The organism is Kribbella sp. NPDC104740 (assembly GCF_055583505.1).
This window is the reverse complement of the sequence record NZ_JBVJNV010000002.1, coordinates 1,297,845-1,324,793: the sequence shown is the minus strand read 5'-3', so window position 1 is coordinate 1,324,793 and position 26,949 is coordinate 1,297,845. Positions and strand designations below refer to the sequence as shown.

The 26,949-nt window shown below is 70.2% G+C and carries 30 protein-coding genes and 1 pseudogene; 23 read left to right on the top strand and 8 right to left on the bottom strand.

The window, feature by feature from the left end; genetic code table 11:
• Positions 1-328 precede the first annotated feature (328 nt).
• The 8 genes from ACZ6Z4_RS15730 to ACZ6Z4_RS15695 all read left to right on the top strand — a co-directional run bounded on the left by ACZ6Z4_RS15730 (position 329) and on the right by ACZ6Z4_RS15695 (position 7,391).
• Positions 329-724, top strand: coding sequence for a VOC family protein (locus ACZ6Z4_RS15730; protein WP_465563498.1), 396 nt, complete (start codon positions 329-331; stop codon positions 722-724).
• Between the two features lie 124 nt (positions 725-848).
• Complete coding sequence (locus ACZ6Z4_RS15725; protein WP_465563495.1) at positions 849-3,599, top strand: FtsK/SpoIIIE domain-containing protein; 2,751 nt, start codon at positions 849-851, stop codon at positions 3,597-3,599.
• Positions 3,596-4,273, top strand: a complete 678-nt coding sequence (locus ACZ6Z4_RS15720) for a hypothetical protein (protein WP_465563492.1) — start codon at positions 3,596-3,598, stop codon at positions 4,271-4,273. Before ACZ6Z4_RS15725 ends, ACZ6Z4_RS15720 begins: the two co-directional genes overlap by 4 nt.
• Before the next feature lie 16 nt (positions 4,274-4,289).
• Entirely contained in the window at positions 4,290-4,550 is a 261-nt protein-coding gene (locus tag ACZ6Z4_RS15715) for a hypothetical protein (protein ID WP_012922179.1), read from the top strand.
• Positions 4,551-4,560: 10 nt separating this feature from the next.
• On the top strand, positions 4,561-5,910 hold the full coding sequence (locus tag ACZ6Z4_RS15710) for a restriction endonuclease fold toxin-2 domain-containing protein (RefSeq protein WP_465563487.1): 1,350 nt from the start codon (positions 4,561-4,563) through the stop codon (positions 5,908-5,910).
• Positions 5,907-6,284: a hypothetical protein gene (locus tag ACZ6Z4_RS15705; protein WP_465563484.1), complete on the top strand. Its 378-nt coding sequence runs from the start codon at positions 5,907-5,909 to the stop codon at positions 6,282-6,284. Before ACZ6Z4_RS15710 ends, ACZ6Z4_RS15705 begins: the two co-directional genes overlap by 4 nt.
• A gap of 211 nt (positions 6,285-6,495) precedes the next feature.
• On the top strand, positions 6,496-6,723 hold the full coding sequence (locus tag ACZ6Z4_RS15700) for a hypothetical protein (RefSeq protein WP_363668276.1): 228 nt from the start codon (positions 6,496-6,498) through the stop codon (positions 6,721-6,723).
• Positions 6,724-6,767: 44 nt separating this feature from the next.
• Positions 6,768-7,391: a hypothetical protein gene (locus ACZ6Z4_RS15695; protein ID WP_465563479.1), complete on the top strand. Its 624-nt coding sequence runs from the start codon at positions 6,768-6,770 to the stop codon at positions 7,389-7,391.
• Between the two features lie 97 nt (positions 7,392-7,488).
• On the opposite strand, the gene ACZ6Z4_RS15690 is transcribed toward ACZ6Z4_RS15695, so the two are convergent.
• Positions 7,489-7,803, bottom strand: coding sequence for a hypothetical protein (locus ACZ6Z4_RS15690; RefSeq protein ID WP_465563476.1), 315 nt, complete (start codon positions 7,801-7,803; stop codon positions 7,489-7,491).
• A gap of 161 nt (positions 7,804-7,964) precedes the next feature.
• On the opposite strand from ACZ6Z4_RS15690, the gene ACZ6Z4_RS15685 reads away from it, so the two are divergent.
• Positions 7,965-8,957 (top strand): NAD-dependent epimerase/dehydratase family protein, encoded by a 993-nt coding sequence (locus ACZ6Z4_RS15685; protein WP_465563470.1) that lies wholly within the window; start codon positions 7,965-7,967, stop codon positions 8,955-8,957.
• Between the two features lie 4 nt (positions 8,958-8,961).
• Complete coding sequence (locus tag ACZ6Z4_RS15680; protein WP_465563466.1) at positions 8,962-9,453, top strand: metallophosphoesterase family protein; 492 nt, start codon at positions 8,962-8,964, stop codon at positions 9,451-9,453.
• On the opposite strand, the gene ACZ6Z4_RS15675 is transcribed toward ACZ6Z4_RS15680, so the two are convergent.
• A complete protein-coding gene (locus tag ACZ6Z4_RS15675; protein WP_344182890.1) occupies positions 9,450-9,605 on the bottom strand; it encodes a hypothetical protein in 156 nt (51 codons plus the stop codon). The genes ACZ6Z4_RS15680 and ACZ6Z4_RS15675 overlap by 4 nt on opposite strands.
• Before the next feature lie 18 nt (positions 9,606-9,623).
• Here ACZ6Z4_RS15675 and ACZ6Z4_RS15670 point away from each other — a divergent pair, with 18 nt between their 5' ends.
• The 3 genes and pseudogenes from ACZ6Z4_RS15670 to pyrE form a co-directional block, all read left to right on the top strand.
• Entirely contained in the window at positions 9,624-10,256 is a 633-nt protein-coding gene (locus tag ACZ6Z4_RS15670; RefSeq protein WP_363668285.1) for a hypothetical protein, read from the top strand.
• 84 nt (positions 10,257-10,340) lie between these two features.
• On the top strand, positions 10,341-11,573 hold the full coding sequence (locus ACZ6Z4_RS15665) for an exonuclease domain-containing protein (protein ID WP_465563462.1): 1,233 nt from the start codon (positions 10,341-10,343) through the stop codon (positions 11,571-11,573).
• Between the two features lie 1,040 nt (positions 11,574-12,613).
• Positions 12,614-13,063 (top strand): annotated as a pseudogene (gene pyrE, locus ACZ6Z4_RS15660) (orotate phosphoribosyltransferase); the annotation flags it as partial.
• On the opposite strand, the gene ACZ6Z4_RS15655 reads toward pyrE, so the two are convergent.
• From ACZ6Z4_RS15655 to ACZ6Z4_RS15645, 3 genes are all read right to left on the bottom strand, one after another.
• Positions 12,990-13,874, bottom strand: coding sequence for a DUF429 domain-containing protein (locus tag ACZ6Z4_RS15655; protein WP_465563459.1), 885 nt, complete (start codon positions 13,872-13,874; stop codon positions 12,990-12,992). The pseudogene pyrE and the gene ACZ6Z4_RS15655 sit on opposite strands and share 74 nt — an antisense overlap.
• Before the next feature lie 32 nt (positions 13,875-13,906).
• On the bottom strand, positions 13,907-14,161 hold the full coding sequence (locus tag ACZ6Z4_RS15650) for a hypothetical protein (protein WP_363668291.1): 255 nt from the start codon (positions 14,159-14,161) through the stop codon (positions 13,907-13,909).
• Between the two features lie 85 nt (positions 14,162-14,246).
• On the bottom strand, positions 14,247-14,735 hold the full coding sequence (locus tag ACZ6Z4_RS15645; RefSeq protein ID WP_363668293.1) for an FBP domain-containing protein: 489 nt from the start codon (positions 14,733-14,735) through the stop codon (positions 14,247-14,249).
• A gap of 182 nt (positions 14,736-14,917) precedes the next feature.
• Here ACZ6Z4_RS15645 and ACZ6Z4_RS15640 point away from each other — a divergent pair, with 182 nt between their 5' ends.
• The 4 genes from ACZ6Z4_RS15640 (at position 14,918) to ACZ6Z4_RS15625 (ending at position 18,890) form a co-directional block, all read left to right on the top strand.
• Complete coding sequence (locus tag ACZ6Z4_RS15640) at positions 14,918-15,472, top strand: YceI family protein (protein WP_465563454.1); 555 nt, start codon at positions 14,918-14,920, stop codon at positions 15,470-15,472.
• Positions 15,473-15,637: 165 nt separating this feature from the next.
• Positions 15,638-16,144 (top strand): hypothetical protein, encoded by a 507-nt coding sequence (locus ACZ6Z4_RS15635; protein ID WP_465563451.1) that lies wholly within the window; start codon positions 15,638-15,640, stop codon positions 16,142-16,144.
• Positions 16,145-16,284: 140 nt separating this feature from the next.
• Positions 16,285-17,949 (top strand): peptidase M16 family protein, encoded by a 1,665-nt coding sequence (locus ACZ6Z4_RS15630; RefSeq protein ID WP_465563448.1) that lies wholly within the window; start codon positions 16,285-16,287, stop codon positions 17,947-17,949.
• Positions 17,946-18,890: a hypothetical protein gene (locus ACZ6Z4_RS15625; protein ID WP_465563441.1), complete on the top strand. Its 945-nt coding sequence runs from the start codon at positions 17,946-17,948 to the stop codon at positions 18,888-18,890. Before ACZ6Z4_RS15630 ends, ACZ6Z4_RS15625 begins: the two co-directional genes overlap by 4 nt.
• A 126-nt stretch (positions 18,891-19,016) precedes the next feature.
• Here the strand turns inward: ACZ6Z4_RS15625 and ACZ6Z4_RS15620 are convergent, their stop codons facing one another.
• The gene (locus ACZ6Z4_RS15620) at positions 19,017-19,577 is read right to left on the bottom strand and encodes a hypothetical protein (RefSeq protein WP_465563439.1); all 561 of its coding nucleotides are present in this window, start codon (positions 19,575-19,577) and stop codon (positions 19,017-19,019) included.
• 215 nt (positions 19,578-19,792) lie between these two features.
• On the opposite strand from ACZ6Z4_RS15620, the gene ACZ6Z4_RS15615 reads away from it, so the two are divergent.
• The 6 genes from ACZ6Z4_RS15615 (at position 19,793) to pgm (ending at position 25,668) form a co-directional block, all read left to right on the top strand.
• Positions 19,793-20,263 carry a hypothetical protein gene (locus tag ACZ6Z4_RS15615; RefSeq protein ID WP_465563434.1) on the top strand — a complete coding sequence of 157 codons (471 nt, stop codon included), beginning with the start codon at positions 19,793-19,795 and terminating at the stop codon, positions 20,261-20,263.
• 9 nt (positions 20,264-20,272) lie between these two features.
• Positions 20,273-21,460, top strand: a complete 1,188-nt coding sequence (locus tag ACZ6Z4_RS15610) for a sensor histidine kinase (protein ID WP_465563432.1) — start codon at positions 20,273-20,275, stop codon at positions 21,458-21,460.
• Between the two features lie 8 nt (positions 21,461-21,468).
• Positions 21,469-22,107, top strand: coding sequence for a response regulator (locus tag ACZ6Z4_RS15605; RefSeq protein WP_465563429.1), 639 nt, complete (start codon positions 21,469-21,471; stop codon positions 22,105-22,107).
• A 12-nt stretch (positions 22,108-22,119) separates the two neighbouring features.
• Complete coding sequence (locus ACZ6Z4_RS15600; RefSeq protein ID WP_465563426.1) at positions 22,120-22,473, top strand: MmcQ/YjbR family DNA-binding protein; 354 nt, start codon at positions 22,120-22,122, stop codon at positions 22,471-22,473.
• An 18-nt stretch (positions 22,474-22,491) separates the two neighbouring features.
• Complete coding sequence (locus ACZ6Z4_RS15595; RefSeq protein WP_465563423.1) at positions 22,492-23,982, top strand: fused MFS/spermidine synthase; 1,491 nt, start codon at positions 22,492-22,494, stop codon at positions 23,980-23,982.
• Positions 23,983-24,045: 63 nt separating this feature from the next.
• Complete coding sequence (gene pgm, locus ACZ6Z4_RS15590; protein WP_465563421.1) at positions 24,046-25,668, top strand: phosphoglucomutase (alpha-D-glucose-1,6-bisphosphate-dependent); 1,623 nt, start codon at positions 24,046-24,048, stop codon at positions 25,666-25,668.
• Here pgm and ACZ6Z4_RS15585 read toward each other — a convergent pair.
• Complete coding sequence (locus ACZ6Z4_RS15585) at positions 25,665-26,063, bottom strand: DUF3037 domain-containing protein (protein ID WP_363668317.1); 399 nt, start codon at positions 26,061-26,063, stop codon at positions 25,665-25,667. The genes pgm and ACZ6Z4_RS15585 overlap by 4 nt on opposite strands.
• A complete protein-coding gene (locus ACZ6Z4_RS15580) occupies positions 26,060-26,797 on the bottom strand; it encodes a HipA family kinase (RefSeq protein WP_465563417.1) in 738 nt (245 codons plus the stop codon). The genes ACZ6Z4_RS15585 and ACZ6Z4_RS15580 overlap by 4 nt, the downstream gene beginning before the upstream one ends.
• Between the last annotated feature and the right edge of the window lie 152 nt (positions 26,798-26,949).

The following is a 26,949-nucleotide window of genomic DNA, read 5'->3' as shown; positions in this document are numbered from 1 at the left end:
CCCTCTACCGGAACTCTTCGGGACTCGACCGGGACTTCGCGCCGAACGGCCGGAAAACACCGCTGGAAAAGGGGAAGGCGCGCCGTGTCGCTGCGAGCGCGGCGATCGGCTCGGACAATGAAGTATGACCAAGGAGACCACCGTGGCGCGGGCACTGCTGGTGCTCGTCTTCGCGCCTGCCGGTGGGCTCTTCGGGAAGGCGGTCGCGACCGCCGCGGCCGGGCACGAGTGGTGGCGTGGCTGGTCGCCGCGACGGTCTGGCTGGTCGTCTCCGGGCTGGTCTCGATGGCGGTGTCGACCCGTCTCGACGAGCACAGATAATGCTCCGATGGCCGCCGCGCTGCACCACGTCGAGATCTGGGTCCCGGACCTGTCCCGCGCCGTCGAGAGCTGGGGCTGGGTCCTCGGCCGTTTGGGCTGGAAGGACGGCGACAGCTGGCCGGGCGGGCAGATCTGGACCGCGCCCGACGGCAGCTACCTGGTGGTCGAGCAGAGCCCTGCGCTGAGCGCCACCGAGCACGACCGGCTGCGGCCCGGGATGAACCATCTCGCGCTGAACGCGGACAGCCGGGCCGAGGTCGACGCGATCGTTGCCGAGGCCTCCGACCAGGGGTGGACACTGATGTTCGCCGACCGGCACCCGTACGCCGGCGGGCCGCGGCATTACGCCGCGTTCCTGCACAACGGCGACGGCTACGAGCTCGAGATCGTCGCCCCGCTCTGAGGCGGCGGACGGAGAGGTCGGCAGGTGAGACTTGTGGTGCCTGGAGTGACACATGGGACGGTTGGTGTGACATGGTTGACCGCGGCAGTGAAGGTCGCGGGGCGAAGGTGGAAGGACGGTGCTCGTGACGGAGGCGCCTGACGGGGGAACGACGCCCGGACCGGTTTCTCCGGAGGTGCTGGAAGCCCGGATCCGCGGTCTGCAACACGCACTGGCGCAACTGCTCGAGAACGCCCACCAGCTGACCCGTGGTGAGCACCAGCGCGCCGTACAGCTGCACCGTCAGCTGCAGGAGCAGACGGCGATCGCCCGGCGTGAGTCCAGCGGGCTGGTCGAGGCCGCTACCGCTGAGGCGCTGGCCAGTGCTGAGCCTGCTGCGCGGCTGCTGGCCGACCGACTCGCTCCCGGACTCGCTTCCATCCCTCCGAACGACGCCCGCTGGCGCTCGCGCCAGCTGGTCGGCGCCGGCATCCCGTCGTACGTGCGTGTTGGTGAGCTCGACGCCGGTACGCCGGTGGTCGCGCCGCTGCTGCGGACGAACGGGTGGCGGGTCACCGCCGACCGGCCGGAGGCGGCGCGTCAGCTGCTGCAGAGCACCGCGCTGCGGCTGATCGCGGCGGCCGAGCCGTTCCGGCTGCGGATCGACTCGTTCGACCCGCGACTGACCGGGATGATGGGCCTGCTCGGCCACCTGACCACGAAGTACCCGCAATTGGTGCCCAGGGCAACGCACACCGCCGAGCAGCTGCACGCGGTGCTGTCCAGCTTGGTCGACGTGTCGTCGCTGCGGGCCAGCAGGCAGGCGCAGCTGGGGCACAAGCGGTTCGAGGAGCTGATCCGGGAGACTGGGCGCGTCACCGATCCGTACCGGCTGATCGTGCTCTTCGACTACCCGGCCGGCATCGACACGCTCGCCCAGCGCGACCTGCTGCGGCTCGCAGCGACCGGTGGCGAGCGGGGCATCTGCTTCCTGGTCCACCACGACCCGGCGATGGCAGCCGACTCCGATGTCGACGCGCGCCAGCTGCTGGACCTGCTGACGCCGGTCTCGGTGACCAACGGCAAGGTGGAGGTCGCCCAGCTGGCCAACGTGCAGGCCAAGCTGGACCCGCCGTTCGAGGCGAACGTTGCTACTGGCATCTGTGACGTCGTGGCCGAGCTGGCCGAGATCGCCGTACTGCCGACGATCGACTTCGAGCGGACTCTGCCGGACCGCTCCAGCTGGTGGCAGCCGGTTCGAGATGAGCTGAGCACAGTCATCGGGTACGACGACCGCACGCCGGCGCTGATCCGGCTGCGCAGCGGCAACCCGGCGCTGCCGCACGTACTGGTTGGCGGTGCGGTGGGTCAGGGCAAGTCGAACCTGTTGCTGGTGATGATCCACGGTCTGGCCGCCCGCTACGCGCCGCAGGACCTGGAGATGTACCTACTCGACTTCAAGCACGGTGTGGAGTTCTCAGCGCTCGGACCGGCCGCCGAGCGCGAGCACTGGCTGCCGCACGTCCGGGTGCTCGGCATCCACAGCGACAGGGCGTTCGGCCTCGCTGTGCTGCGGCACCTCTCCGACGAGCTGGCTCGGCGCAGCGAGATCTTCAAGGCGCACGGCAACGTTGCTGACATCGCTGAGCTGGCTCCTGGGCCGGAGCGGCCGCCGCGAATCCTGGCAGTGCTGGACGAGTTCCAGGTGCTGCTGGAGGACGACGACGAGCTGGCTGACGAGGCGGCGCGGCTGCTGGAGCGGCTGGTCCGGCTGGGACGTGCGTACGGCGTACACGTCGTACTGGCGACGCAGACGATCGAGGGGGTCAAGCGGCTGTCGACGCGGCGGGACTCGATCTTCGGACAGGTGCCGTACCGGATCGCGCTCAAGACGACCCCTGCGGACTCGCAGGCGATCCTGCGGACCGCGAACACCGCTGCTGCCGAGCTGCAGTTCCGTGGTGAGGCGGTGCTCAACGCGAACTTCGGCTCGCCGGACGACAACCAGCACGTGCTGGTCAGCTTCGCGGACAAGCCTGTGCTCGACGAGTTGCGGCATGAGCTGTGGCAGCGCTCCGGTACGACGCGGGCGCCGCGTGTGTTCCACCTGGCCGAGCCGGCGCGGCTGACCGACACTGCTGCTGCGGTGAAGGCAGAGCTGGGGCGGCCGTGGATGGGGCTGCCAATTGCGGTCACCGAGGAGCCGGTGGCTATTGAGGTGCAGCCGGAGCCCGGTGCTGGGGTGCTGGTGCTCGGAGACGGACCTGCTGATGCACTGGGCGTACTGACTGGGCTGGCGGTGTCTGCTGCGGCTGCTGCCGCCGTACCGCCGCGGTTCATGTTCCTGGACGGGACCGACTCGGCTCCTGCCGTTGCTGAGGGCAAGGGCGCGCTGATCCAGGCGCTGCGGTCGCTCGGCTGCGAGGTGGAGACGGTGGACAAGCACGGCGATGTCGCGCCGAAGCTGTTCGCGCTCCGCGACATGGTCAAGGAGGGGCGCGTCGGCGGTACGACGTACCTGCTGGGCTTCGGGCTGCACGCCGTACCGAAGATGCAGGTCCACGCGGAGGGTTTCTTCGAGAGCCCGTCGAACGCGCTGCAGGAGATCGTGCGGGACGGGCCCACGCAGGGGCTGGTCACGTTCGGGTGGTGGAACCGGCTGCACGTCTGCACTGAGCAGCTGGGGTACGGGCGGGCCAACGTGGCGACCCACCTGTTCTTGCGGCACCCGCAGGACGGCGTACGGGCTGTTGCTGGACCACTGGTGCGCTGGGCATCGGAGCCGCACCGTGGGCTGCTGTGGGACGGGCTGCACCCAGAGGCGCAGGTTGTGGTCCCGTACGCGCCGCTGCGCGTCGATGAGGTCGACCGCTACCTGGAGCTGGTGCGCCGATGAAGACGGAAGAGCAGGAGTGGGCTGAGTACGCCCGGGCGCTGCGGCAGGTTGCTGGAGCACGTACGGATGCGCAGCAGGAGCAGGACCGGCGTACGGCGACCAAGACCCAGGCTGAGGCGACAGCGTTGGCAGAAGCCAACGCCATGGCCGAGCGGGGCCACAAGCTGGAGGTGCGGCTCAACGGGCTTGCCGAGAAGGCTGCTGTGAGCCTGCAGCGAGCAGGGCTGCCGCCGGACGGGAAGCGGACCGCCGTACCGCTGCCGGAGATCAGGGCGATCGCTGACATCGAGGTGGTCGCCGCACGGATCACCAAGCAGCTCGCGGAGACCGTCGACAAGCTGGAGGAGGTCCGGGCAGCGGCCCTGGCCGAGCAGGAGCGGCGCAAGCGCCGTACGATCAGCGCCGCCCTGACAGTGGCCGCCCTGCTCGTGGTGTGGGTGGCGCAGTCGTTCCTGGCCGGTGTGGAAGCCGCGGCGATCGCTGCGGTGACGATGCTGGCGGCGTCCCGGGTGCTGGGCCTGCCCCGGCTGCCTGGAGCACGCTGGTGGGGCTGGGGTGGCGCCGGGCTGGTCGTCGTACTGATGGCTGCCGGGCTGCCGTGGTGGCTGGCGATCGGCGTACCGGTGGTGGTGTCGGGTACGGCGATCGTGCTGCCGAAGAAGCGCAACTCCTAGGGAAGAGGCAGTCGACGTGTCGGACGTACAGCGGCTCAAGGAACAGCTGCACCAGGTATCTGCCGAGGCCAAGCAGGCAGCAGGCGGGCTGGCCGGGTTCAAGCTGCGGTTCACGCAGCACAGCGCACAGGTGGAGAGCCTGATCGCCGGTACGGCGACCGGGGTCGACCGGGACATCTCGGAGATCCTCGACGCGGCCGGCAAGGCAGTCGAGCAGGCTGCTGAGGCGCTGGAGATCGCGTCGGCCGGCTGCAAGAGCTACGCGGACCAGATCTAGGTCTCAGCGCGTGCCGTCTGATCTGCAGCGGGTGGCCCGGGGACTGGTCGAGTGCCTGGACGAGGTGCCGCAGGTGGTGCAGCACCTGCAGCGGACGGCGGACCGGTGCCGGGAGAACGCTGCACTGGCCATCGTGGCGTCGCAGGGGCAGGCGACCGTTGCTGCGCAGCAGCTGGACGCTGCGGCTCGGGCTTGTGAGGCGGCGGCGCACTACCTGTCGATGGCGCCGCCGAAGGCGCGGGCGTGGGCTGAGCGGCTGGTGGGAGAGAGGCGGTCGTCGTCGCGGCCGGATGAGGGTTCTGCGGATCGGAACAAGGCGACTGGCGGGGGCGACGATGTCGCTGAGCGGGATGTGTTCGGGCGGACTCGGCGGCTGACTGCGCGGTTCAAGCCGTTGGAGGCACCGGAGGAGGGGGAGCCGCCGGTCGTGCGGGTGGCGCGGAAGGCGTTCGAGAAGCTGCGGAAGCGGCAGGAGAAGGACGCCGAGGAGCGCGAGAAGGAGCAGCCGGAGGAGGAGCTCGAGGTCGAGATCGTGGTCGACCCGAAGGGGGAGCTGCGGGCTGCTGCGAAGGAGTCCTCGGACTCGGACTCGTCGGAAGAGGATGAGGAGCCTGAGGAGCCGGAGTACGAGATCTCGGTTGATCTGGGGGAGGCGGCGCGGGAGCTTCTGGAGGCGATGACTGCGGCGGGGGAGCAGGCGTGGGAGCGGGCTGAGCTGGTGATCGCGGTGGATCGGGTGACGGCGAGCTTCGAGTACGGCGAGGAGCCGGCCCAGCCGGTGATCGTCGACATCGAGCTTCCGGACCTCGGCGTCGAGCCGCCCAGCAGCGGAATCGATCAGCCTGATCAGTCGATGCCCGAGATCAAGGTCCCGGAGGTCGGGACTTCGGATGACGACCTGCAGGCGGTCACGGGCTTCGAGGAGTACCGGGCGCGACTGGCCGAGAGCGGCCGGGTCAGACCCATCGTCGGCTCGGGACCGGAGATGGAGTTTCAGCGGCGGTACTGCGGCCCGGTGGAGTTCAGGCTGACGCGTGACGATCGACTACCTCGTGCGGTCTGGGCCGACGGCCTGGACGCGTTGCTGCGAAGAGCGCAGGACGCGAAGTACGTGGCACCCGAGTCGGAGAAGTCGTTCTACCGCCCCGACACCTTGCCGCCGTTCCTGCGCAAGATCGCGGAGGAGAAGAACGATCACATGCTGATGAAGTACCGGGAGGTGATCAAAGACGCCGACACGCCTGTGGAAGGCCTGGAGATCATCACCAACGACCTGCTGGCGGCCCGGTACTTTCAGGATCGGATGGCGGACCTGGACGTCCCGGGCACGGTCACAGTCGAAGACGAGGACGGCGCATGAGCGATTTTCTGGTGGCACCGATGGACGAGCCGCAGTGGCGGGTCGGCGCGGAGCAGTTCGCGGTCGCGCTGCGTGAGCGTTGGCCCGCAGTACGGGTCGAGCTGGGCGCTGTCGAGGGGTCGAGCATGGCTCTCGAGGCGCTGATCCCAGCTGATGGGGAGAGCGAAGAGCTGGGAATCGCGCTGAGCGGGACCGGGCAGGCGGTGACGCTCGAGCCGGCTCACCTCGAGGGGGCTGCGGAGTTCGCGGTGTGGTTCGTGTCGGTTGTCGTGCCGGGGGAGGCCGGTGTGCATCTGATCGAACCGGGTTCGATGCGGAGTGTCGAGCTGGGAAGTGGGATCTCGGTGGAGGAGGTGCTGCGGCAGTGGAGATGAACTGCGCCTGCAGGCGTCCGGTGAGCCTGTCGAGGGTGGGCTGAAAAAGAATCTCGGAAGTCGCGTCATGAAGTGGTGATGGGGTCGTCACTATCTGTGAACCCATCCCCACAGGAAGTGGAAGTGATGACGTGATGTGCGAGTCGATGTCGCTGGTGGGTAGGTCACGGGGCCGGTTGGTGGGCCTCCTGGTTTTGCGTCGGGTGCACTGATGGGCGGGGACCATGCGGGGCCGCAGCGGCGGCGGGTGCGGGTCTGGTTCGGGGAGCATGCGGTCGCGGACTACTGCGCTGAGGCGGAGTTGGCGGATCGGTACGCGGCGGCGATGTCGCGGCGGTTCGCGGGGCTTCGGGTGACCAGTGAGCCGGTGGCGGCGGGGGACCCGGGGACCGGGCGGCCGTTGCCGGGGGAGCGGTTGTGGGAGGTCGCGCCGAAATGAGATCTCGCCGGTTTCGGTTGATGCGGCACGAGGACGTGTCGGGGGTGAGTGGGACTGGGGCGGTTGCCGAAGGGGTGCAGTTCACCGACGGGGCTGTTGCCTTGCGGTGGTACGGCGACTACCCGACGACCACCGTTTGGGACGGGATCGAGTCGGTGATCGCGATCCACGGGCATGGCGGGGCTACCGAGGTGGAGTGGCTGGATCCTGATCCTGGGCCTGATCCGGAGGTACTGCGACGGGAGGATCTGCCGCCGCAGCCGTGGCCGGAGTTGCATCCGGCGCCGGAGGCGGAGGACGAGGGGCCGGGGCCGAGCTTGAACCCGCCGGGAGGCGGCAGCCGCGCGGCGGAACCCGGCGACGACAGCCGGACGAAGGAGCCGGGCTGCGACGGCCGGACGAAGGAGCCGGGCTGCGACGGCCGGGCGAAGGTACCGCGCGGCGACAGCCAGCCGGAGCAGTCAGGCGGCGACAGCGAGGCGCAGGAACCGGGGAGCAGCGAAGGCTCGGGGCGGCGGGCGACCAGGCCGATCTTCCCCGCTGAGCACGGCTCGGCCGGGCCGGTGTTCCCCGCGGAGCGTTCCGGGTTCTCTCCCGGCAAGGGCCTGTTCTCCGAGTTCATGGACAACGGGCTGAGTACGACGGGGCAGCGTGGGCTGACCAGATAACCACCCTGACCACGACCGGGTCCGGCGCCGCGGACCTGGTCCTCCCGCCGAGCGGGCCGGGCACCGAACTCCCTCCGGTGCCGGCCCGCTCGCTACGTCAGGGCTGGTACTCCTCCACGTCCTGCCGGTCGAAGTTGCGAAAGGTCGGCGGGCCGTCGCAGAGCTCGGCCAGGGTGGCCGCGAACTCGCCGGTGTCGGAGCGGTTGGAGTTCTCCATCGCCTCCTCGTACGACGCGAACTCGATCACCGCGCAGTACCTGCCCTCCTCGTCGCGGTCGGCGCACGACATCGCTCTGGTCGGGCTGGGCCCGTCGGCCGCGGCCTGCCGCTTCTCGCGGAAGTCGCTCATCAGTGCGGCGATCTCCTGCTGCCGCGACGTCCGGTACTCGATGAACTGCACGAAGCCGGTCATGGCATCCCCCTTGGTGTTGGCCTCTTCTGCTGACAGTGCGCCGCGACCAGGTGCTCCGCAAGACCCCGTACGCCGTGGTGACTGGCTGCTGGCGGCAGGACGCTCTCTGCTGTCAGCAGAGGCAGTGGGAAACGCCGCAGCGAGCTGCTTGGCTGTGAGGCATGCAGATTCTGGTACTGGGCGGCACGGCCTTTCTAGGGCGCGAGATCTCGGCGCAGGCACTGGCCCGCGGACATGCGGTCACCTGTGTGGCGCGCGGCGAGAGCGGCGGCGTGGTGGACGGCGCCACGCTCGTCACAGCCGACAGGAGCCGGCCCGGCGCGTACGACGGCGTACCGGAGCAGCAGTGGGACGCGGTGTTCGAGGTGTCGTGGCAGCCGGGCTTCGTGAAGGAGGCGCTGGAGGCGTTCGGCGTACGGGCGAAGCACTGGACGTACGTGTCGACCGGCAACGTGTACGCCGACTTCAGTACGCCGGGCGCTGACGAGTCAGCCGCGCTGCGTGAGCCCACCGAGGCGCTGACTGCCGACCGCGACCAGTACGGCGAAGCGAAGGTCGCCTGCGAGCAGGCCTCGACAGCTGCTGTCGGGGACCGCCTGGTGATCGCCCGGGCCGGCCTGATCGGCGGACCGGGCGACCGGAGCGACCGGGGCGGCGCATGGGTCGCCAGGGCGGCCAGGGCGCCGCAGGAGCCGTTGCTGGTACCTGACACGCCAGAGCTCGCCACCTCCATCATCGACGTACGGGACCTGGCCTCCTGGTTGCTGGACTGTGCTGAGCAGGGTGTGACCGGGACGTTCGACACTGTGGGACCAGTGGTGCCGTTCGGCGAGTGGATCGAGGCAGCGCGGGCTATCGGTGGTCACACCGGCCCTGTGGTGCTGGCCTCCAGGGAGTGGCTGGAGGAGCAGAAGGTCGAGCAGTACATGGGACCCGACTCACTGGCCATGTGGCTCACTGAGCCGGGCTACGAGGGCTGGTCGAACCGCAGCGGCGAGGCGGCGGCTCAGGCCGGTCTGCAGCACCGGTCGCGGGAGGAGGTCCTTCGGGACACGCTGGCGTGGGAGCAGGAGCTGGGACTCGACCGGGAGCGCAAGGCTGGGCTCAGCCCGGCGCGGGAGCGCGAACTGATCGCGCAGCTCGGCAGAGACTGAGGACATGAAGCTGCTGCTGATCTCCGACACCCACCTGCCGGTCCGGGCGAAGAAGCTGCCGCAGCCGGTCTGGGACGCGGTCGACGCCGCCGACGTGGTGATCCACGCCGGCGACTGGGTGAACGTGGAGCTGCTCGACGAGCTCAGCGAGCGCGCCGAGCGGCTGATCGGTTGCTGGGGGAACAACGACGGACCGGAGCTGCGCAAGCGGCTGCCGGAGGTCGCCCGGGAGACGCTCGACGGGGTGCGGCTGGCCGTCGTACACGAGACTGGTGGCAAGCAGGGGCGCGAGCTGCGCGCGGAGAAGGCTTACCCGGACGTCGACGTGCTGGTGTTCGGGCACAGCCATATCCCGTGGGACACGACGTCACCGCGCGGGCTGCGGCTGCTCAACCCAGGTTCGCCGACGGATCGGCGCAGCCAGCCGTACTGCACCTACCAGACGGCCACGATCACCTCGGGCCGTCTGGAAGATGTTGCCCTGCACAACCTTTAGGCGTTGGCCGCTTCCTTGACGCGGGCCTTCAGCCGGTCCCGAACCTCTTCGGGGGTGTAGGAGCGACGCTTGCGCTCGCCCCGTGCGATCACCACACCGGTCGCCGCGACACCCACCAGTCCGGCGACTCCGAGCACCTTCCATACCTTCATGAGCACTAACCTAGCGACGTGGAGACCCGGATAACGCTGGACGACGCTACGGAACTGACACGAACAGGTGACATTTGGCTGTTCCGCGGGGAGTCCGCGGCCGACCGGGCGATCCAGCTGACCACCAACAGCCCGGTCAACCATGTCGGCATGGCGATCGTCATCGAGGACCTGCCGCCGCTGATGTGGCACGCCGAGCTCGGCCGGTCGCTGCCCGACGTCTGGACCGGCAACCACCAGCGCGGCGTCCAGCTGCACGACCTGCGCGACGCGGTGACCACGTGGGCGCACAAGTACGGCCAGCGGGCCTGGCTGCGGCAGCTGGACCACGAGGTCGGCAAGGAGATGGAGGACGCCGTACTGCGGGTCGTCGCGCGCCTGGACGGTACGCCGTTCCCGTCGACGGCGCGGCTGGCGTCGCGGTGGATCCGCGGCCGGGTGCCGGCGTTCCGGCGCGGGGACCGTGAGCTGGTGCTCGAGACGGCGTACTGCGCGGAGGTGGTGGCGCTGACGTACGAGGAGATGGGGCTGCTGCCGGGCGGGCGCCGGCCGAACTGGTACGACCCGGGACGGTTCTGGAGCGGCGACGACCTGGACCTCGGGCTCGGGGCGACGCTCGGCGAGGAGATCGCGGTCGACGTACCGCGGTAGTTCGCGGCGTCAGGAATTGTCGGTGGGCTGTGATTGGCTGGTCGCAGCTGGAAACCACGGACCGATCCGGAGGAGGCGTCGCCGATGTATGCCGTCATCGACACCGAGACGACCGGCCTGCTGCCCGGGCACCAGCACCGGGTGATCGAGATCGCCGTCGTGCTGCTGGACGCGCAGGGACGGTTCGAGGACGAGTGGGTGACGCTGCTCAACCCGCAGCGTGATCTGGGGCCGCAGCACATTCACGGGATTCTCACCGCCGACGTGCTGGCCGCGCCGGAGTTCGTCGATGTCGCGGCTCGGCTGGGGGAGCTGCTGGCGGGGCGGATGGTGGTGGGGCACAACGTCGAATTCGATCTGGGATTCCTGCGGGCGGAGTTCGCTCGGTTGGGGCATGAGGTGCCGCTGATCACCGAGCGGTCGATGTGCACGATGGCGCTCGCGGGGTATCTGTTTCCGGGCTCGCGGCGGACGCTGGGGGCTTGTTGCGCTGCGGCCGGGATCGCCTTGGAGGGTTGGCATTCGGCGCTGGCTGACACTCGGGCCACGGCGGAGTTGTTCGGGCGGTATCTGCAGTCGTTTCCGTCGCCGCCGCCTTGGCAGTGGGCGTACGAGGAGATTCGGTCGCTGCCGTGGCCGGTGCTGCCGGGGACGCATCGGGAGCCGACGGTGCGGCCGGTGCACGCGGGTGGGCGGCACGGGTGGATGAGTCGACTCGTCGATCAGTTGCCACGGGTGTCGGAGCCGCCGCAGGCTGACTCGTACTTGAGCGTGCTGGACACGCTGCTGGCGGATCGGGAGATCGATGCGGCGGGGGCGGATCTGCTGGTGCATGTGGCGACGGATCTGGGGCTGACGCGGTCGCAGGTTGACCGGATGCATGGGGTGTACCTGGCGGAGCTGGCTGCGGCGGTTTGGCTGGATGGCGGGCTGACGGACGAGCAGCGGGCGGACCTGGATCGGGTCGCGGCGATGTTGGGGCGGCAGGCCTCGGATGTGGACGAGGCGTTGGTTGCTGCTAGCAACGGGTTGTACGTCGTACCGGCGCGGCCTGGGGCGGGTGGGTTCCCGCCGGGGAGCACGCTGGTGTTCACCGGTGACATGGTGGAGCCGCGCGAGGTCTGGTGGGACCGGGCGGTGGCGGCCGGGTTCAGCCCGCAGGAGGCGGTGCGAGCGGAGACGACGTTCGTGGTGGCGGCGGATGTGGACAGCTTGTCGCTGAAGGCGCGGGCGGCGCGGGAGCTGGGGGTGCCGATCATCGGGGTGGAGGCGTTCCGGAAGCTGCTGCCGCCGGAGGAGGAACGCAAGGCGGGGTGAGGGGACGCCCGAGGGGCGGGAGCTGGCTCGGGGTTGTGAGTGAGGCGGGGGCGCCCGTACGCCGGTGGCGATGGAGTCGGTGAGGGGGCGCTCGTACGCCGGCGGCTGCCGAGCCTGTCGGCGGCCGTGGAGGACCCGCCGTGGCTGCACCGGCAGCCTCCCCCGAGACGATCTTCGGCTGGCCGTCGGCGTTGCAACAACTTGCCGGCGTAGCTGACGTCGCCGAGGCGGGGCGTTCGCCGGCGCGGACGAGGAGATGCTCGCCGTCGGTGGGTCGATGGGGTCGTCGCTGGGGCTGCCGTGGGGGCGGGTGAGGTGGCTGTGCGGGATGCGCGCGTTGTGTGATCGGCGTCGGTGTCGGCGGGAGTTGGGGCAGCGGCGGCCTTGGTGGTGAGGGGAAGCGGGTCGCGGCAGCCGGCGATGCTGAGATGTGGTGGGCCGGCGGTGATGGGGGCGTCGCTTGGGGCTGATGTGGGTGTTTGGGGTTGTGCGGGGTGCGCCGCCCAGCGTGGTCGGCGTCGGTGTCGGCCGGGCGGTGTGGTGGGTGCGCGGGGCGTGGTGGTGAGGCGGGAGTTGGCGCGGTGGACCGGCGGTCGCGAGGGTGTGGTGCCAAGCCGCCGGTGGATGCAGCAGTCGGCGTGGCGACTCCCACGCTGTCGGACGTTCTCTGTAGTGCAGCCTGCGCGTCGGTGGTGGAGATGGGCGTCGGTGGGGAGGCGATTGGGCGGGGTGCGCGCCGTGTTTGATCGGCGTTGGCGTTCATCGCGTGGGTGGTAGTCGGGGCGGCTGCGCGGGGCGTGGTGGTGAGGGGAGTGGCGCGCGGCCGGCGGCGGCGGAGCTGGCCAGCGCTCATGAGGGGCGTGGCGAGCCGATGGTGACGGGGACCGTCGCTGGGCGCCGCGGTGGGTGCTTGTGGGGTGGTTATGTGGGGTGTGCGTACGCCGTGCGTGAAGGGGAGCGAAGGCCTGGGGCGTGGTGGGAGTGGGCGGGGCGTGGTGGTGGGCGGGGTGGTGTGGGATCGGTGAATTAGGGTTTCTGGCGTGGACAAAGCTGAGCTGGGGCGGCGGATTTATCAGGCTTCGTATCTGACCGGGGAGTTCACTCTGCGGTCGGGGCGGACGACTGATCGGTACTTCGACAAGTATCGGTTCGAGGCGGATCCGGTGTTGTTGGATGCGGTGGGGGAGGCGATGGCTGCGTTGGTGCCGGAGGGGGTTGAGGTGCTGGCGGGGTTGGAGATGGGTGGGATTCCGGTGGTGACGGCGTTGGGGCGGCATACCGGGTTGCCGTGTGCGTTTGTGCGGAAGGAGGCCAAGCGGTACGGGACGTGTCGGTTGGCTGAGGGGGCTGAGGTTGCGGGGCGGCGGGTGTTGGTGGTTGAGGACGTGGTGACGAGTGGTGGGCAGATCGTGTTGTCTACGCAGGATCTGCGGGGGTTGGGGGCTGAGGTTCGGGAAGCGTTGTGTGTGATTGATCGGGAGCAGGGTGGGGCGGAGGCGTTGCAGGAGATTGGGCTGGGGTTGATTTCGTTGCTGAGGGCAGATGATTTGAAGGGGTGACAGCAGCGTCGTAGCGGGCTGCTTGGGCTGGGGTCACCGGGGCGAGGATCTGGCCTGAGTCCGGAGCGCCGAACGCGCGGACCTTCGCGGGGTGGGTTGTCGCGTAGGCGGCGATGTAGGCGCAGACGATGCTGTCGAGGGCGTCTTCGGCGCGTTTGAGGTCGGCCTTGCGGGTGGCTGTGGTGAGGGACTGGCGGAGGGTGTGCCAGGTGGGGGTGTCCAGGACCAGGGGCGGGGTCGCCGCAGACAGGGACTCCAAGCAAGCGGCCAGGCGGAGCATCTCTTGGTGGAGGTGGGCGAAGTCGCGGCCGGGTTTTGCTTTGTACTGGAGGATTCGCGGGAGGTCGAAGAGGACGACCAGCGCGGGGTGGGGGTAGACCTCGGCGGCGCGGCGTTCGGCGGTGGGGGAGAGGTCGAGGCCCAGGTGCTCGATGAGGCGCAGCGCTCGGGAGCCGTTGGTGAAGCTGGGGTTCGTGGTGTTCGCCGCATGGCAGGAGGCGCCGTAGCGGCCGTAGTACTGGGAGATCAGGCGTTCGCACGGGCGGTGGCCCGTGGCGTTGCGGACGATGACGGGGGCGTCGAACGCGACGAAGCACGGGCCGGCGGTCCAGTGGTTCAGCCAGGCCAGGATGTCCTCGTCGGTTTGCTGGACGGTGACGTCCAGAAGGCGACCTGCGGAGTCGACGGCCGCGAGGCCGGTGACGCCGCGTTGGCCCCAGGCGAGGTCGACGCCGACGTACATCCGGTCAGGAGAGCCGGCGGCGTACGGAGTGGTCAGTCCTCCGGGTCCTCGCGTTCGATCTCGAAGCGCAGGCTCTTGCCGGAGCGGATGCGTTCGACCGCGGCCAGGCAGGCCTCGGGGCTCATGTGGACGCCGATCTCGCCGAGGCGGTTGCGCAGGACCAGCGCGGCGTCCTCGGCGGAGCGGGCGCTCGACTCGTTGATCGCGTCGATCGTCGCGGTGGTGAGCTTCTCGCGGATGTCCGGGTGGACCTCGTGGATCTCGTGGGTGATTCTGAACTCCGACATCGCGACCTCGTTCTCCCTGTCCGGCCTGATCCCAGCCTGGTTCCCCGAGTCCAGTCTGCCGGAGCCGATTCTGCCGCTCCAGCCGCTACGCCAGTACCCGCGACACGAAACTCTCAAGCCGGTTTTCCAGACGCTCGATCCGGACCTCCGGGCCGACGGTTTCGCCCTGCGGGACTTCCGGGTCGCGCAGCCCGCGCAGGTACAGCGAGCAGGCGAGGTCGGCGCAGATGTAGGTGCCGACGGTGTTGCCGGCGCGACCGGCCGAGCCGGCCCGGCGGGCGGCGAACAAGGACACGTCGCTGACCTGGTGCGCGGTGTGGCAGAGGTCGCACAGTCCGGTCCCGCGCCGGGGCTTGCCGGTGGCCGCGGTGTTGAGCGCGATCCCCAGTACGCCGTCCCCGCGCGGTACGACGACGTACCCGCGGGCCGGCGCCTTGGCGTCGCGCCAGCCGAGGAAGTCCAGCGACTCCCAGGGCAGCTCGGTCAGCCCGGCCGGCAGCGTGATCGCCTTCACCTGGCTCTTGGACGAGTTGACGAACGACCGCCGGATCTCGTCCGCGTTCAGCGCCTGCACCACGTACTCCTCACCTGGACCGAGCCCCAACTCAAACCCGGATCCAGGACGGAGGCAACTCAAATTCCGGACACCGGTCCGTCACAGCTCGATGACAGCCGCATCATGGGGTGGACTTATCAACCTGGATCTGGCACGCTAACGGTACAAACTTCAACTACCTGCCCTCGGAGGATCCAGTTATGAGCACGACCGGCTACGCCGCGCTGACCGGCGACTACACGATCGACACCGCGCACAGCCGTACCGGCTTCGTCGCCCGGCACGCGATGGTGACCAAGGTCCGCGGCTCGTTCAACGAGTGGGAGGGCTCGGCCCACATCGACGGCGAGAACCCGGCGAACTCCTCCGTCAAGGTGACGATCCAGGCCAAGAGCATCGACACCCGCAACAGCCAGCGCGACGAGCACCTGCGCAGCAACGACTTCTTCGAGATGGACGAGCACCCGGAGATCACCTTCGTCTCCACCTCGGTCGAGCAGAAGAGCGACGACGTCTTCGCCGTCACCGGCGACCTGACCATCAAGGCGATCAGCAAGCCGGTCACCATCGACTTCGAGTACACCGGTACGGCGACCGACCCGTTCGGCAACGTCCGGGTCGGCTTCGACGGCGCGGTCACCATCAACCGCAAGGACTGGAACGTCACCTGGAACGCGGCCCTCGAGGGCGGCGGCGTCCTGGTCAGCGAGAAGGTCACCCTGGAGATCGAGGTCTCGGCGATCAAGAACGCCTGATCGGATCGGCAGCAGTTCTCACCGGGGTCGCCGCTGGTCGGCGGCCCCGGTCTTTTGTCGCAGTGCGGTCACGATCGGCCGTCGACACCGGCGGGAAGGTTTTGCCGCTCCCGGGCTCTGGAAAACTCCCCGGTGAGTGACGACCTAGGGCCAGGGGGTCCGCCGATGATCGACACCAGGCTCTACCGATGGTTCCTGCCGCTGATCGGGCGCCGCCGTCCGGTACGCCGTACGCCGGAGTCGTTCCGGCCGCGCGGGACGAGCTCGCGGGTCAGCCGGCTCGCGGCCCGGTACGACGCCGACGTGGACGAGGCGCTGCAGCGGCTGTGGCCGAAGGCGCGGGTCTACCACGACCGCGAGTTCGCGCGGGACCGCGCCGACTTCCTGCTGGTGGTGCGCGGGCGGGGCGTGATGGTCGAGACGAAGGTGAAGAGCGATCCGGGGTTGTTCCGCGGGTCGACGCTGCCGCCGTTGCTCGACCGGTTGCAGCGCGACGGCAGGCGCCTGGTGGTCCTGCTGAACCAGGGCGACCCGACGCCGGCCCGCGAGCTGGTCGCGGACAAGCTCGGCGACAAGGCGCGGATCGTGGTCTGGTCCGGGCCGGACCAGGATGCCGAGCTGCGCGCGGCCGTCGAGGAGCTGATCGCCCAGGAGTCCCGTCACCCGCTTTAGCGACCCGTCGACGTCCGCCGGCCCGCGCCGGACGATGTCAAAAGCTGCAATCCCGCAAATCCCGCGACTCCGCGTCTCGACATCCGGCAAGATGAGCCGGTATTTGGTCGAGATCTGGGGGTCCAGGGGTGGGCGGCGACGTGTTGCAGTCGACGGAGGTGGACGGCGTACCGGTGTACTGGGCGCCGGGGGACGGGGTGCTGCGGGCCAGCTTGTGGTTCCGGGCCGGAATGGTGGACGAGTCGCTGCCGACGCGCGGCTGGCTGCACCTGCTCGAGCACCTGGCGCTGCACGGGCGGGACTCGGTGCGGGTGCCGGTGAACGGGCACGTCAGCCTGCTCTACTCGAGTTTCGACGTCGAGGGCGAGCCGGAGGACGTGGTGGCGTTCCTGCGCGACGTCTGCCGCTGGCTGGCCGAGCCGGACTTCACGGACCTGGAGCACGAGCGGCGCGTACTGCGGGCCGAGAGCGAGTCCCGCGGCGGCGGTGGCCTGACCGGCGGCCACATGCTCTGGCGGTACGGCGCCCGCGGCGCGGGCCTTGCCGGGTACGACGAGCTGGGGCTCTACACCGCCGAGCCTGACGGGCTCCGCGCGCTCGCCGGAAGGGCGTACGCACAGGGCAACGCGATACTCGCGCTGTCGGGACCGCCTCCGGTTGGGCTGGAGCTACCGCTCAGGCCGGGCCCACGAGTCCTCCCGGCTCCTGCTCGGCCCTGTGACCAGCCGACGCCCGCTGGGTTCGTCGGCCGCCAGAACACCATCGCGCTGTCCGGGACGATCGCTCGGTCGAGCGCGGCGACGACGATGCTGCGGGCGCTGCAGCGGGACCTGCAGCGAGGACTGCGGCACGGAGCGGGTGTCGGCTACAGCGCCTGGTCGTCGTACGAGCCGGTCGATGCTGATCACGCCATGCTGACCGCGGGGATGGATGTCATCGCCGAGGCGGTGCCGACGGTGGTGGACGAGAGCACGGCGGTGCTGCGCCGGCTCCGCGACCGGGGGCCTGACCCGACCGAGCTGCGCGACGACCTGAACCAGCAGGTCCGCCAGTACACCTCCCATCCGATCAACGAGTGGCTGCCGGTCCTCGCTGCGCGGGATGTGCTGACCGGACGCCCGGTGACGACCAGCGCCGACGAGCTGGTTGCCGAGACCGAGGCGGTGACTGTCGCTGACGTCCGGCAGGCTGCCCACGGGCTGTGGCGCGACCTGCTGGTCTCTGTCGACCGAGCTGGTGCCGGTAGTCCCCAGCTGACTTGGCTGGACGGTCCTCCTGCTGCCGGCAGGCAGCCGAGCGGCCAGCGGTTCCGGGCGGTCGGAAGTCCGGTAGCGAAGGGGGAGCTGACCGTCGGGCGGACCGAGATCCACCGCCAGGCTGAGGATGCGGCGATCTCCGCGCAGTACGACGACCTGGCCGCGATGGTCGCCTACCCGGACGGCGGGCGGTTGCTGATCCGGCAGGACGGCTACCAGGTGACCGTCGAGCCGACGATGTGGCAGAAGGGGCAGCAGGCTGTTGCGTTGCTCGACTCGGCGGTGGCCAGGCCGTTGCGGGTGCAGCTGCCCGAGCGGGCGCCGGAGGAGATCCCGAAGAGCTCGGTGCGGACCCGCGACAAGGTGCAGTACTGGGGTAACCGCCCGATCGTGTGGGCACCCTTCTTGGTGCTCTGTCTCCTCGGCGTGGTGCTCGCGGTCGCGACGGAGGAGATCGCCACGCAGGCGTCGAAGTTCGTCGCGATGGGCGCGATCGTCGGGCTGGTCAGCTACGTCAAGCACCGCCGCGACGGAGGATCACGCACATGAGACTCCGCCGTGAGTCCGCACAGCAGCAGCTGCCTGAGATCGATCCCTGCATGGGCGATCCGGCCGCCCGCACGTTCTGCGACGCGCTCAGCGCCCGCGACTGGCCGACCGCGCGCGGCATCCTCGAGCGCACCGAGCATCCGGACGACCGCGCGTTCCTGCTCGACACCGCGGGTTCCGCGTTCGGCGTCCAGAACTGGATCGGAGCTGTCGACGACCCGCTCGCTCAGCTCGTCCAGGGCTGTCACGCGGTCGCCTGGGCGTGGCAGGCGCGCGGCGGCTACCGCGCGCAGTACACGCAGGCCGACCAGTTCCGGCTGTTCTTCGAGCGGCTCCGGATCGCCGAGTCCTGCCTGTACGACGTGGTCGCGCGCGACCCGGACGAGGTCGCCGCCTGGGCGTTCCTGGTCCGGACGGCCCGCGGGCTGCAGCTGCCGCTGGAGGACGGCGAGTTCCGGTTCCGGCAGGCGATCGAACGGCAGCCGACGCACCTGAAGGCGCACGAGGAGTGGCTGCAGACCCTGTGCGCCAAGTGGCAGGGCAACGAGCAGTGGATGCACAGCTTCGCCCAGGACGCCGCCCGTCGCAGCCCCGACGGCAGCATGCTGCACACCCTCGTCGCGGTCGCGCACCTCGAGGTGATGACGGATCGGGAAGGCGAGGCGGCGACGCGGTACATCAGCCGTGCGGACGTCCGGCGGGATCTGTGGACCGCCGCGGAGTACTCCATCTGGCATCCGGCGGCGCAGTTCCGGCCGGGCTCGGCGGTGTACCTGAACACCTTCGCGCTGGCGTTCAGTGTGAGCGGCGACCTGCCGGCCGCCGCTCACGTGTTCGAGCAGATCGGCGGCAACCTGACGTCGTTCCCGTGGGGCTACCTACCCGGCGAACCCGCGAAGAACTTCCTGATCGGCCGGAACAGCGCGCTCGGACTCGCCTGACAAGCCGACAGCGCGGAGAGCCGGGCTCTCCGCGCTGTTGGCTGGCTCCGAGTCGCGAGGTGTGCCCGAGGGCGGCGGTCCGGAGTCTGGTTCTCCTCCGGCAAGGCCCGGAGGTTGTTCAGGGGGTCAGCACTTCTGCGGCGTGGTGCTGCCGCCGTCGACGACCCAGCGGCCGTTGTGCTGCTCGACGCGCATCTCGTCGACCCAGCGGGTCGGCGACTTGGCCGGCATCATGCTGCGGCCCTTGGTGTCGACCGTCCGGGCCGCCTTGGTGTCGTAGCAGGCGCGGACGATGACGCCGGACGCGGCGACCGTGCGCTTGGCCCAGATCACCTTGGTGGCGCCGGTGTTGCGCAGCTTGCGGGCGCGGTAGAACTTCGCCTGCGCGCTGTACGCCTTGTACAGCTGCGGGGTCATCACCGGGACCAGCTGCTTGGTCGCCTTGCCGCCGCTCTTCATCATCGTGTCGAGCGCGGCGCGGTAGTCGTAGTAGGCGTCGACGACCGGGTCGTCGGAGCCGGCGGCGGCCTCCGGCTGGGCCGCTCCGGCCGGGATGTCGGTGTGCTTGGACGCCTTCTGGGCGCCGGGGGACGACGCGGCCACATCGGCCGATTCGCCGGCGCCGCAACCGGCGAGCATCAGGACCGGGATCAGCGTGACGGTCACCGCCAGGTTCCGAATGCGCATGGGTGCGAACCTCCTGTCGGGTGCCGTGAGCGTGGGACTGCCGCTACCACCGGCACTGTTCGTGTAACGCGGCGACACGGACCGTGGTCACTGTGACCTGGATCACATCACACCCCGTACCGGGGTACCGGGTCCGGTTTCGCTCCCTGGCCGGATGTGCGGAACGGCGCGGATTTCTAGCGTTGATCTCGCCACCTGAGACCGAGGAGAACGCGATGACGGACACCTTGACGACCACGCCGGTGCTGCCGAAGATCACGCAGAGTATCCGGTACGACGTGACGCTGGTCGTTGCGGGCCTGCGCGGGCTCTGGCGCCCCTCCCGCGTTCTGGTCGCTGCGCACGGCGTACTCAGCGTCGTGCTCGGGCTGCTCAGCTGCTTCCTGCTCGTGATGTGGGTGATCGCCATCGTGCGCGGCCCGTTCTACGGCTTCGTCGAGCACGGACCGGTCGCCCCGGGCACATGGGGCGGGCCGACACGAGCCGGCGCCTGGGCTGTGCATGCCGCCGTGGCGGTGCCAGTGATCGTGCTGATTCCGCTCGCGCTGCGCGGGATCTGCTCGCTGCATGTCGCGGTGACCCGAGGCCTGTACGGCGCGGCGATGCGCTGGTGGGTGCTTCCGGCAACGATCTTGATCGCCGCTGGTGGAGTGGTGCTGTTCGTCTCCTGGCTGCGGCAGATCTAGGGTCGCCAGATGACGGGATGGCCACGCGGCCGCTGGAAGTGGGTCGCTGGTGCCGGTACGGCGGCGCTGCTGGTGCTGACGGCGATGGATCTGGGGCAGCACTACCGGCTGCCGCTCGGTGCGGCGCTCGCGCTGGGTGCTGCGCGGGCGCTGACGCTCGCGCTGGCCTGGCTCCAGCCGCAGTCGGCAGGCGGTCCTGGTTGGCATCGCGGAGCAGTCAGCGTGTCCGGCTCGCTGCTCGTGTCAGCGCTGACTGCTGCAGTCTCCACCCCGGTGACCGCCGACGAGCCGTGGCCGTGGCCGGTGACGAGTGTGTTCGGGCACTCGATCGTGCTGGCGGTGGTCGCGGCCCGTGGTGCGCCGAGGAAGGTGGTGGCGGGCTGGTGGGTCGCTACGCAGCTCACCGGCGTCGCCGGGATGCTGCTGGCGCCAGAGCGTGGGTCCTGGGTCGGGCTGCTGACTATGGCGGTGCTGTCGCTGGTCGCGGTGGTGATCGGTGAGCTGCTGTGGTCGCGGCAGCAGTTGGTGGAGCAGAGGGCTGAGGCGCGGCAGCAGCTGGTCGAGCAGGAGGAGCTGACCGAGGCCGAGCGGGCCGAGCGGGCGCTCTGGCAGGAGCGGGCGCGCATCGCCCGGGAGCTGCACGACGTCGTGGCGCACCACCTGTCGGTGGTCGTCGTACGGGCGGACAGTGCGCCGCACCGGTTGCAGGAGCTGCCGGAGGAGGTGCGGACGGAGTTCGCTGGGATCGCCGAGGAGGCGCGGTCGTCGCTGACGGAGATGCGGCGCGTGCTGCGGTTGCTGCGGGCTGAGCCGGGGGAGTTGGAGCCGCAGCCGGGGCTGGAGGATCTGGAAGGTCTGGTCGAGCGGGCTCGACAGGCGGGCGCGTCGATCGACCTGGAGCTGACAGCGGAGAGCGTGGACGCAGCAGTCGGGCTGACGGCGTACCGGGTGGTGCAGGAGGCGATCAGCAACGCCGTACGGCACGCGCCGGGTGCGGCGATCAGTGTCCTCGTACGAAAGAACCAGGACGAGCTACAGGTGACGGTGTCGAACGCGGCGGGGAGCAAGGCGGCGAGCAGCGGCGCCGGGCACGGGCTGCTGGGGATGCGGGAGCGGGTGAGCCTGGTGGATGGGACCGTGAGGGCGGAGAGCACGCCGGACGGTGGGTTCGTGGTGGAGGCGGCGATGCCGTTGTGATCAGGGTGATGGTCGTGGACGACCAGGAGATCGTCCGCGCCGGCTTCAGCGCGCTCCTGGGCGCGCAGGAGGATCTGGAGATCGTCGCCCAGGCCGGCGACGGCGCCGAGGCGATCGAGGTCGCCCGGCGGACCAGCCCGGACGTGATCCTGATGGACGTGCGGATGCCGGTGCTCGACGGCATCGCGGCAACCCGCGAGATCCTCGCAACGACAGCGACGAGAGTCATCGTCCTGACCACCTTCGATCTCGACGAGTACGTGTACGACGCCCTCCGCGCGGGGGCGAGCGGGTTCCTGCTCAAGCACGCGTCGCCGGACGAGCTGGCGAACGCCGTCCGGGTGGTGGCCGCGGGCGACGCGTTGCTGGCGCCGTCGATCACGCGGCGGCTGGTCGAGGACTTCGCGAAGGCGCGGCCGGTGCTGCCGGTGCCGGACGCTCAGCTGACCCCGCGCGAAACCGACGTCCTTCGACTCCTCGCCAAGGGCCGCTCGAACCGCGAGATCGCCACCGACCTCGTGCTCGCCGAGCAGACCGTGAAGTCGCACGTGAGCCGGATCTTGACCAAGCTGGACCTCAGAGACCGCGCCCAAGCCGTGGTGTACGCGTACGAAGCCGGTGTCGTCGCCCCGGGCCCGCAGCACTGAAAGGCACACGCCATGGACGGATTGGAACGCCTCCGGGCCCTGTGCCTTGAGCTGCCCGAGGTGACCGAGCGGCTCAGCCACGGCGAGCCGACCTGGTTCATCCGGGAGAGGAAGACGTTCGTGATGTTCGCGAACCAGCACCACGACGACCGCGTCGGCTTCTGGTGCGCGGCCGCCGAAGGCATGCAGGAGGAACTGCTCACCACCGACCCCGAGCACTTCTTCCGACCGCCGTACGTCGGCCACCGCGGCTGGGTCGGCGTCTACCTCGACGTCGACGCGGTGGACTGGAAGCACCTGCGCGAGCTCGTCCGAGATGCCTACCGCCAAGTCGCACCCAAGACGTTGGCAGCCCAAGTGGACTAGGTCGATAGGGTGGCCCGGGTGAGTGAGACTGAGACCCGGGTGCGCGGGATCGGCGACAAGCTGGCCATCGGAATGTCGTTCGGGAGCTCGGCGGCGGTGATGGTGCTGGAGCTGGTCTCGTTGCGGCTGGTCGCGCCGTACCTCGGGCTCACGCTGGAGACCAACACGGCGATCATCGGGGTGGCGCTGGCGGCGATCGCGACCGGCGCGGCGCTCGGTGGACGGTTCGCCGACTCGGTGTCGCCGACGCGGACGCTGGGCCCGATGGTCCTGCTCGGCGGCGCGCTCGTGCTGCTGGTGCTGCCGGTCGTGCGGTGGACCGGCGAAGCGGTTCGCGGTGGTGGCGAGAACGCGGTGTTCCTCGCGGTCGCGGTCGCGATGTTCGTGCCGGCGTCGTTGCTGGCGGCGGTGACGCCGATGGTGACCAAGCTGCGGCTGTCGACGCTGACGCAGACCGGCACGGTGGTCGGCCGGCTGTCGGCGTACGCGACCGTGGGCGGGATCGTCGGGACGGTGCTGACCGGGTTCCTGTTCGTCGCCAAGGTGCCGACGAGCGTGATCGTGCTCTGCCTCGGCGGGGTGCTGGTGGTCACCGGCGCGGTGCTCACGATCTTCCTGCGCGGCATCCAGGCCGCCGCCAAGCCGCTGGCGCTCGCGCTGATCGGCACCGGGCTGACGCTGGTGGCGCCGCGGCCGTGCGAGGTCGAGACGGCGTACCACTGCGCGCGGATCGAGACCGACCCGAGCCGAGCCAGCGGCCGGATCCTGTACCTCGACCAGTTGCGGCACTCGTACGTCGACCTGCAGGACCCGACGTACCTGCAGTTCGAGTACATCAAGAACTTCGCGGCCGTGATCGACAGCGCCTTCCCGGCCGGTCAGCGGCTGGACGCGCTGCACGTCGGCGGCGGCGGCCTGACGATGCCGCGCTGGCTGACCGCGACCCGGCCGGGCACCCAGAACAAGGTGTACGAGATCGATCCGGGCGTGATCGCGCTGGACAAGGCCGAGCTCGGCGCGCAGGCCGGGCCGGAGCTCGACCTGCAGATCCGCGACGGGCGGCTCGGCGTCCGGTCCGAGCCGTCCGACAGCCGCGATCTGGTGATCATGGACGCGTTCGGCGGCGTCGCCGTGCCGTGGCACCTGACCACCCGCGAGATCGTCGCCGACGTCCACCGGGTGCTCCGGCCGGGCGGCCTGTACGTCGCCAACATCATCGACTTCGGGCCGCAGAGCTTCCTCAAGGCGGAGGTCCGGACCGTCGCCGCGGAGTTCGCGAACGTCGCGGTGGTCTCGACCGGCGCGGCGCTGAAGGGCGAGCAGGGCGGCAACTTCGTGCTGGTCGCGTCCGACCAGGAGCTGCCGATCGCCGCCCTGAAGACCCGGCTCGGTCAGCGCGCCGACGTGGTGAGCGGCGCTGACGCCGTCCGCCGGTTCGTCGGCGACGCACCCCTGCTGACTGACGACTTCGCGCCGGTCGACCAGCTCCTGACGCCGTTCCCCGCCTGACCGGAAGTTGGGCAACGGGCGGGTGGAGTTGTGCTCCGCGCCGCGGGCTTGTTGCATGTGCACATGCACCCACGCGCAGGTCAGCCCGCCCAGCCCGAGGACCTCGTCGACGTCGACGCGATGCTCGCGGCCTACGACGGGATCACCCCGGACGTCGACAACCCGGCCCAGAAGGTCGTCTTCGGTACGTCGGGCCACCGCGGCTCGAGCCTGGACGGCGCCTTCAACGAGGCCCACATCCTGGCCATCACGCAGGCCATCTGCGAGTACCGCGCCGGTGAGGGCACCAGCGGCCCGCTCCTGGTCGGCCGCGACAGCCACGGCCTGTCCACGCCCGCCTGGCGCACCGTGCTCGAGGTGCTGGCCGGCAACGGCGTCCAGACCCTCGTCGACAGCGCCGACCGGCTGACCCCGACACCCGCGGTCTCGCACGCGATCCTGCGGCTCAACCGCAGCGACGGAGCCGGTGCCGACGGCATCGTCATCACCCCCTCGCACAACCCGCCGCGCGACGGCGGCATCAAGTACAACCCGCCGCACGGCGGCCCGGCCGACTCCGACGCCACCGGCTGGATCGCGGCTCGCGCCAACGAACTGATCGCCGGCGGCAACCGCGAAGTACGCCGTACGCCGTTCGAGCAGGCCCGGAGCCAGGCCGGCGGCTACGACTTCCTCGGCCACTACGTCGACGACCTGCCGTCGGTGATCAACCTGGACGCGATCCGGGCCTCCGGGCTGCGGATCGGCGCCGACCCGCTCGGCGGCGCCAGCGTCGACTACTGGGCCGCGATCGGCGAGCGGCACGGGCTCGACCTGACCGTGGTGAACCCGCGGGTCGACCCGGCCTGGTCGTTCATGACCCTCGACCACGACGGCAAGATCCGGATGGACTGCTCCTCGCCGTACGCGATGGCCTCGCTGGTCGCGCAGAAGGACCGCTACGACCTGGCCACCGGCAACGACGCGGACGCCGACCGGCACGGCATCGTCACGCCGGACGCCGGGCTGATGAACCCGAACCACTACCTGGCCGCCGCGATCTCGTACCTGTTCGCGAACCGCCAGTGGGGTCCGGACGTCGCGGTCGGCAAGACGCTGGTCTCGTCGTCCCTGATCGACCGCGTCGTCGCGGACCTGGGCCGGCGGCTGTGGGAGGTGCCGGTCGGCTTCAAGTGGTTCGTGCCGGGGCTGATCGACGGGTCGGTCGGGTTCGGCGGCGAGGAGTCGGCCGGCGCGAGCTTCCTGCGCTTCGACGGCAGCGTGTGGACGACCGACAAGGACGGGATCCTGCTCGCGCTGCTGGCCAGCGAGATCACCGCGGTCACCGGCGAGACCCCGTCGCAGGCGCACGCCAAGCTGGTCGACCGGTTCGGCGCCTCGGCGTACTCGCGGGTGGACGCGCCGGCCAGCCGCGAGCAGAAGGCGAAGCTGGCCGCGCTCTCGGCCGACGCGGTGACCGCGACCGAGCTGGCCGGGGAGCCGATCCTCGACCGGCTGACCAGCGCGCCCGGCAACGGCGCGGCGGTCGGCGGGCTGAAGGTGACGACCGAGTCGGCGTGGTTCGCGGCCCGGCCGTCGGGGACCGAGGACCTCTACAAGATCTACGGCGAGTCGTTCAAGGGCGCCGAGCACCTGGAAGAGGTGTTCGTCGAGGCCCGCGAGGTCGTTTCGAACGCCCTGTCCTAGCGGACGAAGGCGTCCACCAACCGGTCCAGGTCCGCGGCGGGACTGCTGGTCAGCCCGCTGTGGATCGGGCCGGGGTGGACGACCGTACTGCGCGGTGCCGCGAGCCAGCGGAAGCGCTCGCCGATCCGCGTCTGCGCGGCCGGACCGCCGGCCGGGTCGCCCGCGCAGATCGCCCGGATGTGCTCCAGCGACGCGCAGACCACGTCGACGTCGACGGCCGGGTCGAGCGCGCGCAGCCGGGCCGGGTCGACGTCCCAGGCGGCGCCGAGGAAGTCCATCCCGCGGCAGTAGAGCACCGCGCCGACGTTCACGAACTCGCCGCGGTGGATGCGCGGTGCGGCGCGCAGGATCACGTAGTCGAAGGGGACCAGGTCGCCCAGCTCGGGGGTGCTCATCGCGCACCGCCCGGGAGCCACGCGGACCGGTCGGCCAGCCGCGCGGTCAGGTGCCCGAGGTACCGGTCCCGGTCGCCCTCGGCGATCCACTCGTCCGGGACCAGCGCGATCACCTGGGTCAGCAGGTCCGTGGTGATCTCGGCTGCCAGCGCCTCGTCGATCGCCGGTACGGCGGCCGCGTCGTCGCGGAAGACGTGGTCGTTCGCGTCGTACGGCAGCGCGGCGAACCGCTCCGCCGACATCCAGGAGTGGTGGAAGTACAGGGCCGCGCCGTGGTCGATCAACCAGAGTTCCTTGTGCCAGACGAGCAGGTTGGGGTTGCGCCAGGAGCGGTCCACGTTGGCGATGAACGCGTCCAGCCAGAGGATCCGCGCCCGGGTCGCGGCGTCCGGCGTACCGCTGGACCCGTCGTAGCCGAACGAGCCGGGCAGGAAGTCGACCGCGAGGTTCAGGCCGGCGCTGCGGACCAGCAGCTCCTGGATCTCCTCGTCCGGCTCGGACTTGCCGATCGCGGGGTCGAGGTGGCACAGCTTCAGCTCCGGGATCCGCAGGCCGAGCCGGCGGAACAGCTCACCGGCGATCACCTCGGCGACCAGCGCCTTCGGGCCCTGGCCGGCGCCGTGGAACTTCAGCACGTAGGTCCCGAGATCGTTGCCTTCGACAACACCCGGCAGCGATCCGCCCTCGCGCAACGGCAGCACGTAGCGGGTGGCGGTGACGGTCTGCAGACTCACCCGGGAGAGCCTAGGGCATGTCTCCCCGTTCCCGCCTACTGCGCGGCACTCGGCACGGCACCTCGGAGCACTGGAGAAAAGCCCACGATGGAAAAACATCGAGGGCTTCCCTCCAGCACTCCGAGCTACCGCACCGAGCACCTGCTCGCTAC

Coding starts and splice junctions, on each gene's coding strand:
- ACZ6Z4_RS15675 (WP_344182890.1), bottom strand. CDS start 9,605: ATGAAGGTATGGAAGGTGCTCGGAGTCGCCGGACTGGTGGGTGTCGCG.
- ACZ6Z4_RS15665 (WP_465563462.1), top strand. CDS start 10,341: ATGTATGCCGTCATCGACACCGAGACGACCGGCCTGCTGCCCGGGCAC.
- ACZ6Z4_RS15635 (WP_465563451.1), top strand. CDS start 15,638: ATGATCGACACCAGGCTCTACCGATGGTTCCTGCCGCTGATCGGGCGC.
- ACZ6Z4_RS15730 (WP_465563498.1), top strand. CDS start 329: ATGGCCGCCGCGCTGCACCACGTCGAGATCTGGGTCCCGGACCTGTCC.
- ACZ6Z4_RS15605 (WP_465563429.1), top strand. CDS start 21,469: ATGGTCGTGGACGACCAGGAGATCGTCCGCGCCGGCTTCAGCGCGCTC.
- pgm (WP_465563421.1), top strand. CDS start 24,046: ATGCACCCACGCGCAGGTCAGCCCGCCCAGCCCGAGGACCTCGTCGAC.
- ACZ6Z4_RS15690 (WP_465563476.1), bottom strand. CDS start 7,803: ATGACCGGCTTCGTGCAGTTCATCGAGTACCGGACGTCGCGGCAGCAG.
- ACZ6Z4_RS15640 (WP_465563454.1), top strand. CDS start 14,918: ATGAGCACGACCGGCTACGCCGCGCTGACCGGCGACTACACGATCGAC.
- ACZ6Z4_RS15620 (WP_465563439.1), bottom strand. CDS start 19,577: ATGCGCATTCGGAACCTGGCGGTGACCGTCACGCTGATCCCGGTCCTG.
- ACZ6Z4_RS15700 (WP_363668276.1), top strand. CDS start 6,496: ATGGGCGGGGACCATGCGGGGCCGCAGCGGCGGCGGGTGCGGGTCTGG.
- ACZ6Z4_RS15615 (WP_465563434.1), top strand. CDS start 19,793: ATGACGGACACCTTGACGACCACGCCGGTGCTGCCGAAGATCACGCAG.
- ACZ6Z4_RS15610 (WP_465563432.1), top strand. CDS start 20,273: ATGACGGGATGGCCACGCGGCCGCTGGAAGTGGGTCGCTGGTGCCGGT.
- ACZ6Z4_RS15600 (WP_465563426.1), top strand. CDS start 22,120: ATGGACGGATTGGAACGCCTCCGGGCCCTGTGCCTTGAGCTGCCCGAG.
- ACZ6Z4_RS15680 (WP_465563466.1), top strand. CDS start 8,962: ATGAAGCTGCTGCTGATCTCCGACACCCACCTGCCGGTCCGGGCGAAG.
- ACZ6Z4_RS15705 (WP_465563484.1), top strand. CDS start 5,907: ATGAGCGATTTTCTGGTGGCACCGATGGACGAGCCGCAGTGGCGGGTC.
- ACZ6Z4_RS15720 (WP_465563492.1), top strand. CDS start 3,596: ATGAAGACGGAAGAGCAGGAGTGGGCTGAGTACGCCCGGGCGCTGCGG.
- ACZ6Z4_RS15655 (WP_465563459.1), bottom strand. CDS start 13,874: ATGTACGTCGGCGTCGACCTCGCCTGGGGCCAACGCGGCGTCACCGGC.
- ACZ6Z4_RS15685 (WP_465563470.1), top strand. CDS start 7,965: ATGCAGATTCTGGTACTGGGCGGCACGGCCTTTCTAGGGCGCGAGATC.
- ACZ6Z4_RS15585 (WP_363668317.1), bottom strand. CDS start 26,063: ATGAGCACCCCCGAGCTGGGCGACCTGGTCCCCTTCGACTACGTGATC.
- ACZ6Z4_RS15625 (WP_465563441.1), top strand. CDS start 17,946: ATGAGACTCCGCCGTGAGTCCGCACAGCAGCAGCTGCCTGAGATCGAT.
- ACZ6Z4_RS15650 (WP_363668291.1), bottom strand. CDS start 14,161: ATGTCGGAGTTCAGAATCACCCACGAGATCCACGAGGTCCACCCGGAC.